The organism is Kitasatospora sp. NPDC030952, assembly GCF_055571335.1.
The window spans coordinates 207,325-222,467 of record NZ_JBVIFM010000013.1 but is presented as its reverse complement, the minus strand read 5'-3'; the positions used below and the strand labels follow the sequence as shown (position 1 = coordinate 222,467).

14 protein-coding genes are annotated in these 15,143 nt (G+C 72.5%); 10 read left to right on the top strand and 4 right to left on the bottom strand.

The annotated features are described in order from the left end of the window. Nucleotides 1–8: 8 nt before the first annotated feature. Entirely contained in the window at nt 9–479 is a 471-nt protein-coding gene (locus ACZ47G_RS23365) for a DoxX family protein (protein WP_465745565.1), read from the bottom strand. Between the two features lie 147 nt (nt 480–626). Here ACZ47G_RS23365 and ACZ47G_RS23360 point away from each other — a divergent pair, with 147 nt between their 5' ends. The 3 genes from ACZ47G_RS23360 to ACZ47G_RS23350 all read left to right on the top strand — a co-directional run bounded on the left by ACZ47G_RS23360 (nt 627) and on the right by ACZ47G_RS23350 (nt 3,538). Continuing rightward, a complete protein-coding gene (locus ACZ47G_RS23360; protein WP_465745563.1) occupies nt 627–1,205 on the top strand; it encodes a TetR/AcrR family transcriptional regulator in 579 nt (192 codons plus the stop codon). Nucleotides 1,206–1,289: 84 nt separating this feature from the next. After that, on the top strand, nt 1,290–2,780 hold the full coding sequence (locus ACZ47G_RS23355; RefSeq protein ID WP_465745561.1) for an MFS transporter: 1,491 nt from the start codon (nt 1,290–1,292) through the stop codon (nt 2,778–2,780). Continuing rightward, on the top strand, nt 2,777–3,538 hold the full coding sequence (locus ACZ47G_RS23350) for an SDR family NAD(P)-dependent oxidoreductase (protein ID WP_465745559.1): 762 nt from the start codon (nt 2,777–2,779) through the stop codon (nt 3,536–3,538). The genes ACZ47G_RS23355 and ACZ47G_RS23350 overlap by 4 nt, the downstream gene beginning before the upstream one ends. 10 nt (nt 3,539–3,548) lie before the next feature. Here ACZ47G_RS23350 and ACZ47G_RS23345 read toward each other — a convergent pair whose 3' ends face one another. Continuing rightward, on the bottom strand, nt 3,549–4,235 hold the full coding sequence (locus ACZ47G_RS23345) for an SMI1/KNR4 family protein (protein WP_465745557.1): 687 nt from the start codon (nt 4,233–4,235) through the stop codon (nt 3,549–3,551). A 194-nt stretch (nt 4,236–4,429) separates the two neighbouring features. Between ACZ47G_RS23345 and ACZ47G_RS23340 the strand changes: the two genes are divergently transcribed. The 3 genes from ACZ47G_RS23340 (at nt 4,430) to ACZ47G_RS23330 (ending at nt 7,773) form a co-directional block, all read left to right on the top strand. After that, on the top strand, nt 4,430–5,350 hold the full coding sequence (locus tag ACZ47G_RS23340; protein WP_465745555.1) for a carbohydrate ABC transporter permease: 921 nt from the start codon (nt 4,430–4,432) through the stop codon (nt 5,348–5,350). Beyond that, nucleotides 5,347–6,249, top strand: a complete 903-nt coding sequence (locus ACZ47G_RS23335) for a carbohydrate ABC transporter permease (protein WP_465745553.1) — start codon at nt 5,347–5,349, stop codon at nt 6,247–6,249. Before ACZ47G_RS23340 ends, ACZ47G_RS23335 begins: the two co-directional genes overlap by 4 nt. 129 nt (nt 6,250–6,378) lie before the next feature. Then, complete coding sequence (locus tag ACZ47G_RS23330) at nt 6,379–7,773, top strand: ABC transporter substrate-binding protein (RefSeq protein WP_465745551.1); 1,395 nt, start codon at nt 6,379–6,381, stop codon at nt 7,771–7,773. Between the two features lie 63 nt (nt 7,774–7,836). Here the strand turns inward: ACZ47G_RS23330 and ACZ47G_RS23325 are convergent, their stop codons facing one another. Continuing rightward, nucleotides 7,837–8,106: a helix-turn-helix domain-containing protein gene (locus ACZ47G_RS23325; protein ID WP_465745550.1), complete on the bottom strand. Its 270-nt coding sequence runs from the start codon at nt 8,104–8,106 to the stop codon at nt 7,837–7,839. A 99-nt stretch (nt 8,107–8,205) separates the two neighbouring features. Between ACZ47G_RS23325 and map the strand changes: the two genes are divergently transcribed. Both map and ACZ47G_RS23315 read left to right on the top strand, forming a co-directional pair. After that, nucleotides 8,206–8,973 (top strand): type I methionyl aminopeptidase, encoded by a 768-nt coding sequence (gene map / locus ACZ47G_RS23320; protein ID WP_465745548.1) that lies wholly within the window; start codon nt 8,206–8,208, stop codon nt 8,971–8,973. Nucleotides 8,974–9,020: 47 nt separating this feature from the next. Continuing rightward, entirely contained in the window at nt 9,021–9,446 is a 426-nt protein-coding gene (locus ACZ47G_RS23315) for an acyl-CoA thioesterase (protein WP_465745546.1), read from the top strand. 15 nt (nt 9,447–9,461) lie between these two features. On the opposite strand, the gene ACZ47G_RS23310 is transcribed toward ACZ47G_RS23315, so the two are convergent. Then, nucleotides 9,462–10,775 carry a YibE/F family protein gene (locus ACZ47G_RS23310; protein WP_465745544.1) on the bottom strand — a complete coding sequence of 438 codons (1,314 nt, stop codon included), beginning with the start codon at nt 10,773–10,775 and terminating at the stop codon, nt 9,462–9,464. Between the two features lie 136 nt (nt 10,776–10,911). On the opposite strand from ACZ47G_RS23310, the gene ACZ47G_RS23305 reads away from it, so the two are divergent. Beyond that, nucleotides 10,912–12,435, top strand: a complete 1,524-nt coding sequence (locus tag ACZ47G_RS23305; RefSeq protein ID WP_465745542.1) for an alpha/beta hydrolase — start codon at nt 10,912–10,914, stop codon at nt 12,433–12,435. Nucleotides 12,436–12,665: 230 nt separating this feature from the next. Then, nucleotides 12,666–15,056 carry a transglycosylase domain-containing protein gene (locus tag ACZ47G_RS23300; protein WP_465745540.1) on the top strand — a complete coding sequence of 797 codons (2,391 nt, stop codon included), beginning with the start codon at nt 12,666–12,668 and terminating at the stop codon, nt 15,054–15,056. The last annotated feature ends 87 nt before the right edge of the window (nt 15,057–15,143 follow it).

Below are 15,143 nucleotides of genomic sequence, written 5' to 3'. Positions count from 1 at the left end.
CGCGGGGGTCAGCCGGTGGAGGTCGGCCGGGGGCCGGGTTCGCCGTCCGCCGGCCGGCGGACGGCGAGCAGCCGGTCCAGCGAGTACGGGCCGGAGCCGAGCACCGCGATGGCCAGGAACGCCCAGCAGAACATCACCGAGGGCTCGCCCCCGTTCTGCAGGGGTAGCAGGGCCTGTTCCTGGTGGACGGTGAAGTAGGCGTAGGCCATCGAGCCGGAGCAGAGCAGGGCGGCCGTCCTGGTGCCGATGCCGAGCAGCACCAGGGCGCCGCCGAGCAGTTGGATCAGTGCGGCCCACCAGCCCGGCCACTGGCCGAGCGGGAGGCTGCCGCCGCCCTTGGCGCCGCCGAGGACGCCGAAGAGCGAGGCGGCGCCGTGGCAGGCGAAGAGCAGGCCGACGACGATCCGGAAGACCGTCAGCACGAGCGGGCGGGCGGCCTCGACGGCCTGGCGGGGGGTGGGGGGAAGGTGTGCGGGCATGCCGGTGCCTCCTGTGGGGGAGGAGGGATGGGGGCGGTAAGGCTAGCCATGGTCTAGTCCACTTGGCAATGCTCTGTCAGGGATCGGTCTGGACCACTCGCGACTCTTTCTTGACCGATCGGTCTGGAAAGGGCTAGCGTTCCCGTCATGGCGCGAACCAAGGAATTCGACCCGGACGCGGCGCTCCAGGCAGCCCTCGAACTGTTCTGGCGGCGCGGCTACGAGGCCACCTCGATGGCCGACCTGGTCGAAGGACTGGGCATCGCCCGGGCCAGCATCTACGCCACCTTCGGCAGTAAGCACGAGCTCTACCTGCGCGCGCTGGAGCGCTACAACGAGCAGCACGACCCGGGCCTGCTGGCCGAGCTGTCCCAGCCCGGCCCGGTGCTGCCGGCCGTCCGCGCCCTGGTGCGCCGGTACGCGCTGATGGGGGACGAAGACCGCAAGCGCGGCTGCTTCATCACCAACACGGCCGTCGAACTCGCCCCGCACGACGCGGCGGCCGCCCGCCGGGTGGAGGTCAGCTACGACCACCTGGAGACGGCGCTGACCACCGCCCTGCTGCGCGCCGACGCCCAGGGCGAACTGCCCGCCGGGCGGGAGCCACGGGTGCTGGCGCGGATGCTGGTGGTGCTGCTGCAGGGCATCCGGGTGGTGGGCAAGACCGCCGACGGCGCACCCCGGGTGCGGGACGCCGCCGAGCAGGCGCTGGTGCTGCTGGACTGACCTCCGGCCGGGTCGGCCGGTGCCGAGTGCTGTCCTTTTTCTGGACCGATCGTTCTTGAAAATTTGGGTATGGGGGGAGTTTCCATGAGCGTCACCGCGCCGACGGCCCGGTCCGGCTTCGCGCTGCTCGGCGTCGTCCAGGCAGTACTGATCTTCACCATCATGATCCTCACCGTGCCGCTGCCCCTGGTCGCCCGGGAGCTCGGGCTCGGCCCGTCCGAGGTGCTGCTGCTCAGCGCCGGGTACGGACTCTCCTTCGCCGCGCTGCTACTGCTCGGCGGACGACTGACGGACCGCTACGGCGGCCGCCGGATGCTCCGATGGGGCTTGGCGCTGCTCGCCGCCGCCTCGGTGGCCTGCGCCCTCGCGCCCGACTACCCCGTCCTGCTGGCCGGCCGGTTCGTCCAGGGCGTCGGCGCGGCGCTCACCGCCCCGGCGGCGGTCGCGGTGGTCCGTCGGCTGTACCCCCGACCCGCCGCCTACCGGCGGGCGATGGCCACCTGGGGCGGCGTCTCGGTGCTCGGCGCGACCGCCGGCAGCGTGGTGTCGGGTCCGGTCGCCGCCGTGGTCTCCTGGCGCTGGCTGTTCGCGGTCCCCGTCCTGGTCGCCCTGGCCGGCCTCGCCCGCTCCGGCGCACTGCCCGCCCCCGCACCCGCCGGCCGCCGCCCGGCACTCGACCTGCGCGGCGCCGCCCTCGCCACCGCCGGGCTCTGCGCGGTGAGTTACGCCCTGGTGGCGTCCACCGACCACGGCTGGCACACCGCCGGAGTGCTCGCCCCACTGGCCGCCGGACTGCTCCTGCTGCTCGCCTTCGCCGGCGCCGAACGCCGCGCCGCCGACCCCCTGCTGCCACCCGGCTTCCTCGCCGACCGGCGCCGGGCCACCGCGCTGGCCGCCGTGACGGCGACCTCCGCCGGCACCGCCCTGGCCTTCGTCCTGCTCTCGCTCTACCTCCAGCAACTGCGCGACTGGAGCGCCGCCGACACCTCCGCCGCCTTCCTGCCGTACGCCGTCGTCCTGGTGCTGGCCGGCCGGGCGGCCGGGCCGCTGATCGCCCGGCACGGGCCGGTGCCGGTCACCGCCGCGGGCCTCGCCCTGGAGGGCGTCGGACTCGCCCTGCTGGCCGGGCTCGACCCCGGCAGCCCCTACGCCACCGGGCTGCTGCCCGGACTGCTCCTGCTGCCCGCCGGAGCCGCCGCCTCCTTCGCCGGGGCCGCTGTGCTCGCCACCGGCGGCGTGGCACCCGAACGGACCGGCCTGGCCGCGGGCGTCTTCAACACCGCCATGGAACTCGGCCCCACCGCCGGACTGGCCGCCCTGATGGCGCTCGCCGCCACCCGCCCGACCGTCGTCGGCGGCTACGCGGCGGCCTTCGCCGGGGCCGCCGCCGGACTGGCGCTGACCGCCCTCGCGGTCGCCGCACTGCCCCGGAGCGGGCCCACCGGGACCGGCACCGACAAGGCCCTGACCACCGAGCCCAACGCCACCGAGACCAACACCGCCAAGACCAACACCACCAAGACCATCACCACCGCACCCGAACACACCACCCAGATCAAGGAGTTCACCTCATGAGCACGCGTTTCGCCGACAAGTCCGTCCTGGTCACCGGCGGCGGCAGCGGCATCGGGCGGGGCATCGCGCTCGCCTTCGCCCAGGAGGGCGCCCGGGTCGCGGTCGCCGGGCGCAGCGCCGGCCCGCTGGCCGAGACCGTCGAGCTGATCGAGCGGGCCGGCGGCAAGGCCGTCGCGCTGACCGGCGACGTGACGAACAGCGCGGAGGCCGCCCGGCTGGTCCGGGAGACCGTGGAGCAGTTCGGCGGGCTCGACGTCGCCGTCAACAACGCCGGGGTGTTCGGCGCGGCCGGGCCGGTCGCCGAGATCGACGAGGACGACTTCCGGCGGGTGTTCGAGATCAACGTGACCGGCACCCTGCTGGCGATGAAGCACCAGATCGGCCACATGCGGGCGCACGGCGGCGGCGCCATCGTCAACGTCTCGTCCAACCTGGGCGTCCACAAGCGGCTCGAGGGCGTCGGCGCCTACTCGGCCAGCAAGGCCGCCGTCACCGCGCTCACCCGCTCCGCCGCCCGGGACCACATCGGCGAGGGCGTGCGGATCAACTCCGTCAGCCCGGGCCCGGTGGACACCCCGATGTCGACCCGGCCCGGCGAGAGCGACGCCGACAAGAGCGACCGGATGAAGTCCGAGGTGCCGGTCGGCCGGTCCGGCGCGGTCGCCGAGATCGCCGCCGCCGTGCTGTACCTGGCCTCGCCGGAGGCGGGATACACCGTCGGCGCGGACCTGGTGCTGGACGGCGGCGTCACGGCCTGAGCGGCGCGGCTCAGCCGTTCAACCAGTCCCCGGGCACGGCTCCGTAGAGCGCGTCGAGCGCTTCCGGAGTCCGTGCCCGGACCGCGATCCAGGCGTCCCCGGCGGCCTGGACCAGGACGTCCGGGCCCTGGTACCAGCGGCACTCCCGGCCGAGGGCAGGCAACTCCCTGAAAACACCCGGGAGTTCGACCTCGGATTCGAGGAAGTCGGTCAACTCGTCGTCCTCCAGCAGCTTCTCGCTCATCGCCATCACCGCCGCCGCCGTCGAGAAACGCTCCTCCCAGGGCTCCCACCGCTCCAGCGACTTGTCCGCGAGGTCCGCCCGGCCGACCGTCGGCGGATCGGCCTGCGCCAGGTCGCCAAGCAGCACGCCCCAGTGGGCGCAGCCCTGGTTCTCCGCCCGGTAGACCAACGCGCCGTCCAGTACATGGAGCTCGTCCGGCGTCAGCAGCACGTCCTGGGAGCTGGTGAGGTCGGCCCGGCGCCCGAACAGCCGGTACGCCTCTCGCAGTGCGGCCGGCAGCCGCAGCCCCAGCCGCTGCTCCGCCGCGTCCAGCTCGGCGTCGGTGAAGCCGTCCTGCCGCGCCAGCGGCTCGCCCCAGTACGCGGCGAAGCCCCGGACGAGGGCCCAGGCGCCGTCGCGGCCGCCCGGTGCCGCGGCCATCGCGGCCCGCATGTCGAAGTCGGTGTCGTTCACCGGCGCACCGTACGACACCCCGCTGACAGGCCGTCGCCGTGGCGGTGGACGTCCTTGCACGGGCGACCGGCCGAATCTGACGCGAACGCGTAATCCTGCCGACACCGGTTGATCACCGAGGGGTTTCCGCACCGTCGTTCGGGCAAGAAACGGTTTCGGCCGGAACCGACACACGAAAGGCGGACGCGCCAGCAATGCCGACCGCACCGCACCCCGTGCCCCTCCCGGGCCGTCGAAGCCGCTGGGGTGAGCACGGCCTCGCCTGGGCCTTCCTGCTGCCCTCCCTGGTGGTCTTCGTCCTGTTCATCGGCTATCCGCTGGGGCGGACGATCTACCTGAGCGGGCACGCCAACGACCTCTTCGGCGCGCCCTCCCGCTACGTCGGGTTCAAGCACTACACCGACTTGCTGTCCTCGGCCGACTTCGGCCGGACGCTGGTCACCACCGCGCTGTTCACCCTGCTCACCGTGGTACCGGGGGTGCTCGGCGCGCTGGTGCTGGTGCTGCTCCTGGAGAACCGGATCCGGGGCGTACGGCTGCTGCGCTCCGCCTTCGCGCTGCCCTTCGCCTTCTCCGTGGCCAGCGCCTCGGTGGTGTTCGCGGTGTTCTTCAACCCGGCCAGCGGGGTGCTCAACGGCCTGCTGTCGCACGTCGGCCTGGGGCCGGTCGGCTGGCTCACCGACTCCCGGTACGCACTGCTCTCGGTGGCCCTGACCACGCTCTGGATGAATCTCGGCTACAACGTGCTGGTGCTCTCCGCGGGCATCGGCTCGATCCCCGGCGAGGTGGTCGAGGCGGCCCGGATCGACGGCGCCTCCGGACTGCGGCTGGCCCGCTCGATCACCGTCCCGATGCTCGGCCCGAACCTGTTCTTCCTGACGGTGGTCTCCACCGTCCACGCACTGCAGAGTTTCGGCCAGATCCACATCCTCACCAAGGGCGGGCCGGACGGCTCCACCCGGACGCTGGTCTACTCCGTCTACGAGAAGGCCTTCGCCTACGGCTCCAGCGACTTCGGTACGGCGAGCGCCCAGGCCGTGGTGCTGCTGGTGGTCGTCCTCGCCTGCACGGCCGTCCAGTTCGGCGTCCTGGAGCGGAAGGTGCACTACGCATGAGCTCGACCACCACGACCGCCGACGCCCGGCCCGCGGCCGACGCCTCCCGCCCGCGCCCCCGCCCCCTCGCCGGGCGCTCCCCGCGCGACCTGCTCGGCCGCGCCGCCGTCTACCTGCTGCTCGCCGTCGCCGTGGTCACGGTGGCCTTCCCGGTGTACTACGCGGTCGTCGGCGCCTTCATGGATCCGTCCGAACTCGCCTCCTACCCGCCCGCGTTGGTGCCGCACTCGGTCACCGGGCGGAACTTCTCCGGCGCGGTGGACACCATCCCGCTGTTCCGGCAGTACGCCAACTCGGCGATCACCGCGACCGCCATCACCCTCGCCCAGCTGGTCACCTCGATCCTGGCCGCGTACGCCTTCGTCTTCCTGCCGCTGAAGGCGCGCGCCGTGGTGTTCGCGGTGTTCCTGGCCACGCTGATGGTCCCGTGGGAGGCCATCATCATCCCCAACTACCTGACGCTGTCGGACTGGGGACTCGGCAACACCTACTTCGGCCTCGTCCTGCCGTTCCTGGCCTCCGGCTTCGGCACCTTCATGCTGCGCCAGGCCTTCCGTCAGCTGCCCGGCGAACTGCGCGACGCGGCCCGGATCGACGGCGCGGGCCACTGGCGCTTCCTGTGGCGGATCGTCGTCCCGCTCAACAAGCCGGCCCTGGCGGCACTGTCGATCTACGTCTTCCTTTCGGCCTGGAACCAGTACTTCTGGCCGCTCATCATCACCCGCACCGCCGACATGCAGACCCTGCAGATCGGCCTGACCTCGCTGCGCGACTCCGAGATGGCCGACCCCGGCCTGATCCTGGCCGGCGTGGTGCTCTCGCTGCTGCCCACCCTCGCCCTGGTGGTCTTCGGCCAGCGCTTCATCGTCCGCGGCCTGACCGCGGGCGCCGTCCGCTGAGCCGGCCGCCGTCCTGGCCGCTGAACCCGCCGTCCGCCGAACCCGCCGTCCGCCGAACCCGCCGTCCGCTGAATCCGCCGTACGTTCCCGACACGTTCCCGACGCCCGACCGGAAAGAAAGAGAACCTCGTGAAGAAGAGTGCACGCGCGCTCGCGGCCCTGCTGGTGGCCGGCCTGTCCCTGACCGCCTGCAGCTCCAGCGGCTCCGGCTCCGGATCCGGCGGCTCCGCCGACGCCGGCGCGCCCGGCGCCCAGGCGCTCGACCAGGCCTCCGGCGTCACCACCGTCGAGTTCTGGCACTCGATGACCGGCAAGAACGCCGATGTGCTGAACGGGCTGGTCAAGGACTTCAACGCGGCCCACCAGGGCAAGATCGAGGTCAAGGCGCAGTTCCAGGGCAAGTACGACGAGCTGGTCACCAAGTACAAGGCCGCGGTGCAGCAGAAGGGCACCCCCGCCCTGGTGCAGGTCTACGACATCGGCACCCGCTTCATGATCGACTCCAAGCAGACCGTCCCCGCCCAGGCCTTCGTCGACAAGGACGGCTACTCGCTGGCCGACCTCGACCCCAACATCCGCAACTACTACTCGGCCAAGGGCAAGCTGGTCTCGATGCCGTTCAACTCCTCGATGCCGCTGCTCTACCTGAACACCGACGCCTTCAAGGAGGCCGGCCTCGATCCGGCGCAGCCGCCCAAGGACCTCAACGAGCTGGCGGACCTGGCCAAGAAGCTGACCAAGAAGGACGCCGACGGCAAGACCGTCCGCTACGGCTTCGGCGCCGCCATCTACGGCTGGTTCGTCGAGGAGCTGCTCGCCGAGTCCGGCACCATGTACTGCGACGGCGACAACGGCCGCAGCGACAAGGCGTCCAAGGTCGTGTTCGACTCCGCCCAGGGCGCGCAGATCGTGCAGTGGTGGGCCGACCTGGTCAAGGGCGGCTACGCGGCCAACACCGGCCGGGTCACCGACGACGCCCAGGCCGCCTTCAAGGCCGGCACGGTCGCGATGCACCTGGAGTCCACCGGCGTCCTGCGCGGCTACACCGAGGCCGCCAAGTTCGGCGTCGGCACCGCGGCCTTCCCCAAGGTCACCGCCGCCGACCAGGGCGGTCCGGTCATCGGCGGCGCCTCGCTGTGGATCAGCGGCCCCGGCCACTCGGACGCCGAGAAGCGCGCCGCGTGGGAGTTCGAGAAGTTCCTCACCGGCCCCGAGCAGCAGGCCGTCTGGCACACCGGGACCGGCTACTTCCCGGTCAACACGAAGTCCCTGGACGATCCCAAGGACAAGGAGTGGGTGGGCAAGTACCCGCAGTTCCAGACGGCCATCGACCAGCTGAAGGCCACCAAGCCCACCCCGGCCACCGCCGGCTGCCTGCTCGGCGTGATGCCGCAGGCCCGCAAGGGCGTGGAGACCGCCATCGAGCAGACCATCGCCGGCAGCAAGACCGCCCAGCAGGCCCTGGCCGACGCGGCCAAGGAGCTCCAGCCCGCGATCGAGAGCTACAACAGCTCGGTCGGCTGACCGGACCCCCCTTGACGGACGACGGCCCGCCCGGCGCAGCACGCGCCGGGCGGGCCGTCGCCGTCACGCCGAGAGCACCTCGCCGTCCTCCGGCAGCGCACACGCGGCCACCAGCTCGTCGAGGGAGAGGTCGAGGGCGAACGCCAGCGCCGCGATGGTGAAGAACGACGGCGTCGGCGCCCGGCCCGTCTCGATCTTCCGCAGCGTCTCCGCCGAGACACCGGCCACCGCCGCCACCTCGACCATGCTGCGCTCACCACGCGCCTCACGCAGCAGCGCCCCGAAGCGCTCCCCACGCTCGCGCTCCCACGGGGTCAGCGGAGTCCTCACCATGCCGTCGAGTGTAGGGCGTCCCGGGCCGGAGGCGCTGGGTGAGCGTAGACCGTGATACAAATACCGGTATAAGAATTGGATCCAGGGAAGTGGTTCACCATGGTCGAACTCAAGTCGGACGCCGGCCTCGCCGCGATGCGCGAGGCCGGGCGGGTGGTCGCCAACGCGTTGGCGGCGGTGCAGCGGGAGGCGGCGGCGGGCGTCAGCCTGCTGGAACTGGACGAGGTGGCGCGGGGCGTGCTGGCGGCGGCCGGGGCGACCTCGCCGTTCCTCGGGTACCGCCCGTCCTTCGCGCCGGTGCCGTTCCCCGCCGTGATCTGCGCCTCCGTCAACGACGCCGTGGTGCACGGCATCCCGAACGGCTACCGGCTGCGCGACGGCGACCTGGTGAGCATCGACTGCGGCGCCGTGCTGGACGGCTGGTGCGGCGACTCCGCGGTCAGTTTCACCGTCGGCACCGCCCGCCCCGAGGACACCGCACTGATCGCCGCCACCCGGCGGGCCCTGGAGGCCGGGATCGCCGCCGCCGTGGTCGGCAACCGGATCGGCGACATCGCCCACGCCGTCGGCACGGCGGCCCGGGCCGGACGCTACGGGCTGCTCGACGGCTACGGCGGGCACGGCATCGGCCGCCGGATGCACGAGGACCCGCACCTCCCCAACGAGGGCCGCCCGGGCCGGGGTTACCCGCTGCGCCCGGGCCTGGTGCTGGCCATCGAGCCGATGCTGACGGCCGGTGGCCGCGACGACTACGCCACCGACCCGGACGGCTGGACGCTGCGCACCACCGACGGCAGCCGCGCCGCCCACATCGAGCACACCGTCGCCGTCACCGAGGACGGCCCGCGGATCCTCACCCTGCCGTGACGGACGTTACGCGGTGCCCGTCGCCCGGCCGGAGTAGCGTGCGGGGCATGACCGATCAGGACTTCAGCACGCAGGTCACCGTACGCGGCTACGAGACCGACACCCAGGGGCATCTGAACCAGGCCGTCTACCTGCAGTACGCCGAGCACGCCCGCTGGGAGTACCTCCAGGCGGCCGGGATCCGCCAGTCCGAGCTGCTCGCCAAGGGCGTGGGCCCGGTGGTGCTGGAGACCACGGTGAAGTACCTGCGGGAGCTGCGCGCCGGGGACACGGTGGAGGTCAGCTGCGCGTTCAGCTGGCGGGAGGGCAAGACCTTCCGCGTGGTGCAGCGGCTGACCCGCGAGGACGGTGTGCTGGCCGCGGAGATCACCGGGGTGGGCGGCATCCTCGACCTGGCGGCCCGTCGGCTGGTCGACGACCCGCGCGAGCCGCTCCGCGGCCTCGCCTCGGACCCGGGGCTGCTCGGCCTCTGAGCGCCCCGGGACGTACTACGCGTGCCGGTGCCGCCCGGGGAGGGCCGCCGCCGTCCGGGGGTGGTCGGCGGCCGCGATCAGGGCGGCCAGGCCGGTGGTGACGGGTACGGCGGCGACCAGTCCGATGCTGCCGACCAGGGTGCGGGCGATCTCCTCGGCCACCAGTTCGCTGGTGGCCACCGAGACGACCGTCCGGTGCGCGATGGAGAACAGCAGGAGCAGCGGCAGCGCGGCACCCGCGTAGGCGAGCACCAGGGTGTTGACCGTAGAGGCGATGTGGTCGCGGCCGATCCGCATGCCGGTCCGGTAGAGCCGCCCGGCGCCCATCGTCGGGTCGGCCTCGTGCAGCTCCCAGATCGCCGAGGTCTGGGTGACCGTCACGTCGAAGAGCACGCCGAGCGAGCCGATCACGAACCCGGCCAGCAGCAGGCCGCGGATCTCGATGCCGGGGTAGAGGTCGTGCACCAGCCCGGTCTCCTCCGAGGTGTTGCCGGTCAGGTGCGCCCAGGCGGCGAAGACCAGGCTGAGCACCCCGATCAGCACGAGGGACACCAGCGTTCCCAGCACCGCCACCGACGTCCGGGCGGACAGCCCGTGGCACAGGTAGAGCGCGATCAGCATGATCGCGCTGGCGCCGACGATCGCCACCAGCAGCGGGTCCGAACCGCGGAGGATGGCGGGCAGGATGAACAGCGACAGCACGGCGAAGCTGATCGCCAGCGCGACCAACGCGGCCACCCCCCGCCAGCGCCCGATCACCGCCACGACCACGGCGAACAGCCCGGCCAGCACGCCCATCGGCAGGTTCCGGTCCACGTCCACCACGCTGTACCGGAGGTCCGCCGGGGCGTCCGGGGCGTACGTCAGGACAAGCTTCTCGCCGACGACGTACTGCCGGGGCTCGGTCGGGTGGACGATCACGGTGAAGGTGAGGCCCCGGTCCGGGCCGTCGGTGACCTCCACGGTGTCCTGCCGGCAGGTGCCCTGGTCGGCCGGGTTGAGGTCGGCGCAGGGCAACTCCTTGACGGTGGTGACCCGGCCGTGCCGGACCTGCTGGTCGAAGCCGACGCCGGTGTGCTGGTGTTGCGGGACCCCACCCGGCCAGAGCACCACCAGGCCGACGGCGACGGCCACCGCGAACGGGATCAGCACGGCCGCGATCACCTTCCGCAGGTGCGTGGAGACCGGCGCGGCCGGCCCGTGGGCGTGCGAGTGCGAGTGCGAGGGCCCCGCGGACCCGTCCGTGCCGCCGTGATCGTGTCCGTCATCCGGTGTCCCGGCTTCCACCCTGACGCCTCCTCGGTTCTCCTGCACAGCATCCGAAATCATCGGCGCCCGACCGGCCGCCACCCCGCAGGGCGCGAACCGTGGGCGCGCCGCACCCGGCGACCGGGGGATTGCCCCACCCCCGACCGACCGGCTGCCCGCATGGGCCCAAGTCCACTGCCGCAGCAGACTCTTGGGCATGCCGAACACCATTCGCCGCACCGCCGCCGCCACCGCGGCCGCCGCGCTCGCCGTCACCGCGTTCACCGCCCTGCCCGCCGCGGCGGACCAGGGGCACCCCCGCCGCGACCACCTCGACTGGTCCGCCTGCCAGGGGCAGGTCGACCCCCGCCAGGAGTGCGCCACCGTCACCGTCCCGCTGGACTACAACGACCCGGACGGCCAAGGGATCACGGTCGCCGTCTCCCGGATCGCCACCGCCAAGCCGGGCCAGCGCCGGGGCGTGCTGCTGATCATCCCCGGCGGCCCCGGCGACAACGGTCTGGACCGCCCGAGCAGCGCCGTCGGCCGACTGCCGCAGCAGGTGCTGGACGAGTTCGACCTGGTCGGCTTCGACCCGCGCGGCGTCGGCCGTTCCACCCCGGTCAGTTGCGGCCTGGACCACGCCGACCTGGCCATGGTCAGGCTGCGCCCCTGGCCCGCCGCCGACGGCTCGATCGACGGGAACACCGCCACCGGCCACCGCTTCGCCGACGCCTGCGCCCGCAACGGCGGCCCGGTACTGCGCAGCCTGTCCACCGCCAACGAGGCCCGCGACATCGACAGCATCCGCCGCGCCCTGGGGGAGCGCCGGCTGTCCGCCTGGGGCACCTCCTACGGCACCTACGCGGGCGCCGTCTACGCCACGATGTTCGCCGGGCACACCGACCGGATCGTGCTGGACAGCAACGACGACCCGGACCCGACCCGGGTCGGCCGCGGCTGGCTGGCCGCCTTCGGCCAGGGCGCGGAGGACCGCTTCCCGGACTTCGCCAAGTGGGCCTCGGCGCCGGGCAATCCGGACCGCGTCGCGGACACTCCCGAGCAGGTGCGCCCGCTGTTCCTGCAGCTCGCCGCCCGCCTGGACGCCGCACCGCTGCCCTGGCCCGGCGCCAACCCGGCCGAGCTGGACGGCAACGGGCTGCGCGAGTCCATGCTGACCAGCCTGTACGCGGACGCCCAGTTCCCCGGGCTGGCCCGGCTGATGCTGGCCGCCCAGGGGCTGCGCCCGCTGCCGGCGCCGCAGTCGGCCCCGGACGAGGTGCTGCAGAACCACATCGCCGCCTCGGCCGGCACCCTCTGCAACGACGTCAGCTGGCCCTCCGACCCGGCGGGCTACGTCAAGGACGTCGCCGCCGACCGGGCCGCCCATCCGCTCACCGCGGGCATGCCGGTGAACGTGATGCCCTGCGCCTTCTGGCCGTTCGCGCCCGCCGAGCCGCCGGTGCGGGTGACCGGCCGCGGCCCGGCGAACGTCCTGCTGGCGCAGAACCTGCGGGACCCGGCCACCCCGTACGGGGGCGCGCTCAAGCTCCGCGCGGCCTTCGGGGACCGCGCCCGGATGGTCACCGTGGACTCCGGCGGCCATGACGTCTACCGCGCCAACGGGAACGCCTGTGGGGACGCGGCGGTGACGGACTTCCTGGTGACGGGCCGTCGCCCGGCCGAGGACCTGTTCTGCCCGGCGAGTCCCGCGGCCCCGGCAGGACCAGTGGCGGGCTGAGCCCAACGGGCACGGAGACGACTGGCACCCGGAGGCAACCAGCACCCGGAGGCAACCAGCACCCGGAGGTAACCGGCACCCGGAGGCAACCGGCCGTGGACGAACGGCCGTTGCTTCCGCGTGCACCCCCATTCGACCCTCGCACATGAGTCGAACCTGTCGCGATTTTGTGACAATAGTTCGCCAACAGGCCCTCCACGGTGGGGATTCACGGCCGTAATGTTCGATCTATGTCACCGAAGAGCCGCATACCTGCCCGGGACCCGGGCGACACCTGGGTGCCACGCCCGAGGCGCCGTGAGACCCCGCTCGGAATCCTGCGCCATGCGGCCACCTTCCTCGGCTCCAGCGTGCTGGGCGGCGTCCTGCTGGCAGGCCTGATCCTGCCGGCGGCGGGCGCGGTCGGGCTGGGCGCGAAGAGCGGTGCCGAGAGCTTCGAGAGCATCCCCGACGACTTCAAGACCCCGCCGCTCACCCAGGCCACCCAGATCTACGACGCCAAGGGCGGCCTGATCGCCAAGGTCTACGAGCGCGACCGCACCGTCATCACGGCGGACCAGATGTCGCCGCTGATCCGCCGGGCCCAAGTCGACATCGAGGACGCCCGGTTCTACGAGCACGGCGCCGTCGACCTCAAGGGCGTGCTGCGGGCGATCACCAAGAACGCGGAGAGCGGCGCCGCCGTACAGGGCGCCTCCACCCTGACCCAGCAGTACGTGAAGAACGTCAACGTCGAACTGGCCGGGGACGATCCGGTGGCGGTGCGCGAGGCCCAGCGCAAGACCCTCGGCCGCAAGATCCAGGAACTGCGCTACGCCATCAAGCTGGAGGAGGACCTCCCGAAGGAGCAGATCCTCACCAACTACCTGAACATCACCTTCTACGGCCACCAGGCGTACGGCATCCAGGCCGCCTCCCAGCGCTACTTCGGCAAGGACGCCAAGGACCTCACCCTCCCCGAGGCGGCGACGCTCGCCGGGCTGGTGCAGAACCCGTCCCAGTACGACCCCAAGCTGCACCCGGTGGCCGCCCAGAAGCGCCGGGACACCGTCATCGACAAGATGCTGGAGAACAAGCACATCACCGCCGAGCAGGCCAAGGAGGCCAAGGCCGCCCCGCTCGGCCTCGACTACCGGGACCCGCAGAACGGCTGCATCACCGCCCAGGCCGGCATGGGCTTCTTCTGCGACTACGTGCGGCACGTGGTCAAGCAGGACCCGGCCTTCGGCAAGAGCGCCGCCGAGCGCAAGAAGCTGTGGGACACCGGCGGGTTGAACATCTACACCACCCTCGACCCGGACAAGCAGGCCGCCGCTCAGAACGCCGTCTCCACCAAGGTGTACGTCACCGACCCGGTCTCGGCGGCGATGACGATGGTCGAGCCCGGCAGCGGCAAGATCCTGGCGATGGCCCAGACCCGCCCGTACGGCCTGGCCAAGGAGAAGAACCAGACCGTCGTCAACCTCAACGTGGACGCGGCGATGGGCGGTGGCATCGGCTTCCAGCCCGGCTCCAACTTCAAGCCGATCGTGGCCGCCGCCGCCCTGGAGGCCGGGCTGCCGCCCACCCAGCAGTACGACTCGCCGAACCGGATGGACTGGCCGACGATGACGACCTGCGGCGGCACCTGGAAGAACCTCAGCAAGGGCAAGAAGGACGGGGTCATTCCCAACGAGAGCCCGAGCGAGAAGGGCCCGTACGCGCTCAAGCAGGCGATGGCCCTCTCCGTGAACACCTACTTCGTGCAGATGGAGCAGGAGATCGGGCTCTGCGCCGTCAAGCAGATGGCCGACAAGCTGGGCGTGACCGGCAAGGCGAGCGGCGACCCGCTGCAGGAGGTGCCGGCCCTCGGCCTCGGCACCCAGGAGGTCAGCCCGCTGACCATGGCCAACGTCTACGCGACCTTCGCCGCCCGGGGCAGCTACTGCGCGCCGCTGGCGATCAACCGGATCACCACCGTGGACGGCAAGGACGTCCCGGTGCCGCCGGCCCGCTGCAACCAGGTGATGTCCACCGACACCGCCGACGTGATCAACAGCGTGCTGCTCGGGGTGACCGAGAAGGGCGGCACCGCCCGGGACCTCCGGCTGGACGACGACCGCCAGATCGCGGGCAAGACCGGCACCACGGACGAGAAGAAGTCCGCCTGGTTCACCGGCTACACCGGCAACCTGGCCGGCTCGGTCTGGCTCGGCAGTCCGGGCACCAAGGTGCCGATGCGCAACATCCGGATCGGCGGCCAGTACCAGGCCGAGGTGTTCGGGGCGACCGGCCCCGGGCCGATCTGGCAGCAGGCGATGAGCGCCGCCGTCCGGACCATGCCGGAGAAGGACTTCACCACCGTCTACATCCCGGACCCGGTCAAGCGCGATCCGGGCTGCGGCACCGCAACCGGCTCGCCGGGATCGGCCACCTGCACCGGGTCGCCCACCTCGGGGAACACCGGCCGGCCGCGCGGCACCAACCCGCCGACCGGTGGCGTGATCGGCGGCGGGTACGGAGCCCCGGCCGGCGGCCCGACCAGCGGTCAGACCTGGGGCCAGACCGGCGGCGCGATCGGCGGTCTGATCGGCCGCTCGGCCCCGTCCACCACCCCGCCGGGCGACCCCGGGGACCAGTGACGGACCAGCGATCGAGCCCCGCCCGCGGCCCCGCCCGAGTACCCGTACTCAGGCGGGGCCGCGGCCCGTCGGCGGACGACGGGCGCC

What these genes read in the sequence shown, in the direction of transcription:
- ACZ47G_RS23365 (WP_465745565.1), bottom strand. Translation starts at nt 479, where the DNA reads ATGCCCGCACACCTTCCCCCCACCCCCCGCCAGGCCGTCGAGGCCGCC.
- ACZ47G_RS23360 (WP_465745563.1), top strand. Translation starts at nt 627, where the DNA reads ATGGCGCGAACCAAGGAATTCGACCCGGACGCGGCGCTCCAGGCAGCC.
- ACZ47G_RS23355 (WP_465745561.1), top strand. Translation starts at nt 1,290, where the DNA reads ATGAGCGTCACCGCGCCGACGGCCCGGTCCGGCTTCGCGCTGCTCGGC.
- ACZ47G_RS23350 (WP_465745559.1), top strand. Translation starts at nt 2,777, where the DNA reads ATGAGCACGCGTTTCGCCGACAAGTCCGTCCTGGTCACCGGCGGCGGC.
- ACZ47G_RS23340 (WP_465745555.1), top strand. Translation starts at nt 4,430, where the DNA reads ATGCCGACCGCACCGCACCCCGTGCCCCTCCCGGGCCGTCGAAGCCGC.
- ACZ47G_RS23335 (WP_465745553.1), top strand. Translation starts at nt 5,347, where the DNA reads ATGAGCTCGACCACCACGACCGCCGACGCCCGGCCCGCGGCCGACGCC.
- ACZ47G_RS23325 (WP_465745550.1), bottom strand. Translation starts at nt 8,106, where the DNA reads ATGGTGAGGACTCCGCTGACCCCGTGGGAGCGCGAGCGTGGGGAGCGC.
- map (WP_465745548.1), top strand. Translation starts at nt 8,206, where the DNA reads ATGGTCGAACTCAAGTCGGACGCCGGCCTCGCCGCGATGCGCGAGGCC.
- ACZ47G_RS23315 (WP_465745546.1), top strand. Translation starts at nt 9,021, where the DNA reads ATGACCGATCAGGACTTCAGCACGCAGGTCACCGTACGCGGCTACGAG.
- ACZ47G_RS23310 (WP_465745544.1), bottom strand. Translation starts at nt 10,775, where the DNA reads ATGATTTCGGATGCTGTGCAGGAGAACCGAGGAGGCGTCAGGGTGGAA.
- ACZ47G_RS23305 (WP_465745542.1), top strand. Translation starts at nt 10,912, where the DNA reads ATGCCGAACACCATTCGCCGCACCGCCGCCGCCACCGCGGCCGCCGCG.
- ACZ47G_RS23300 (WP_465745540.1), top strand. Translation starts at nt 12,666, where the DNA reads ATGTCACCGAAGAGCCGCATACCTGCCCGGGACCCGGGCGACACCTGG.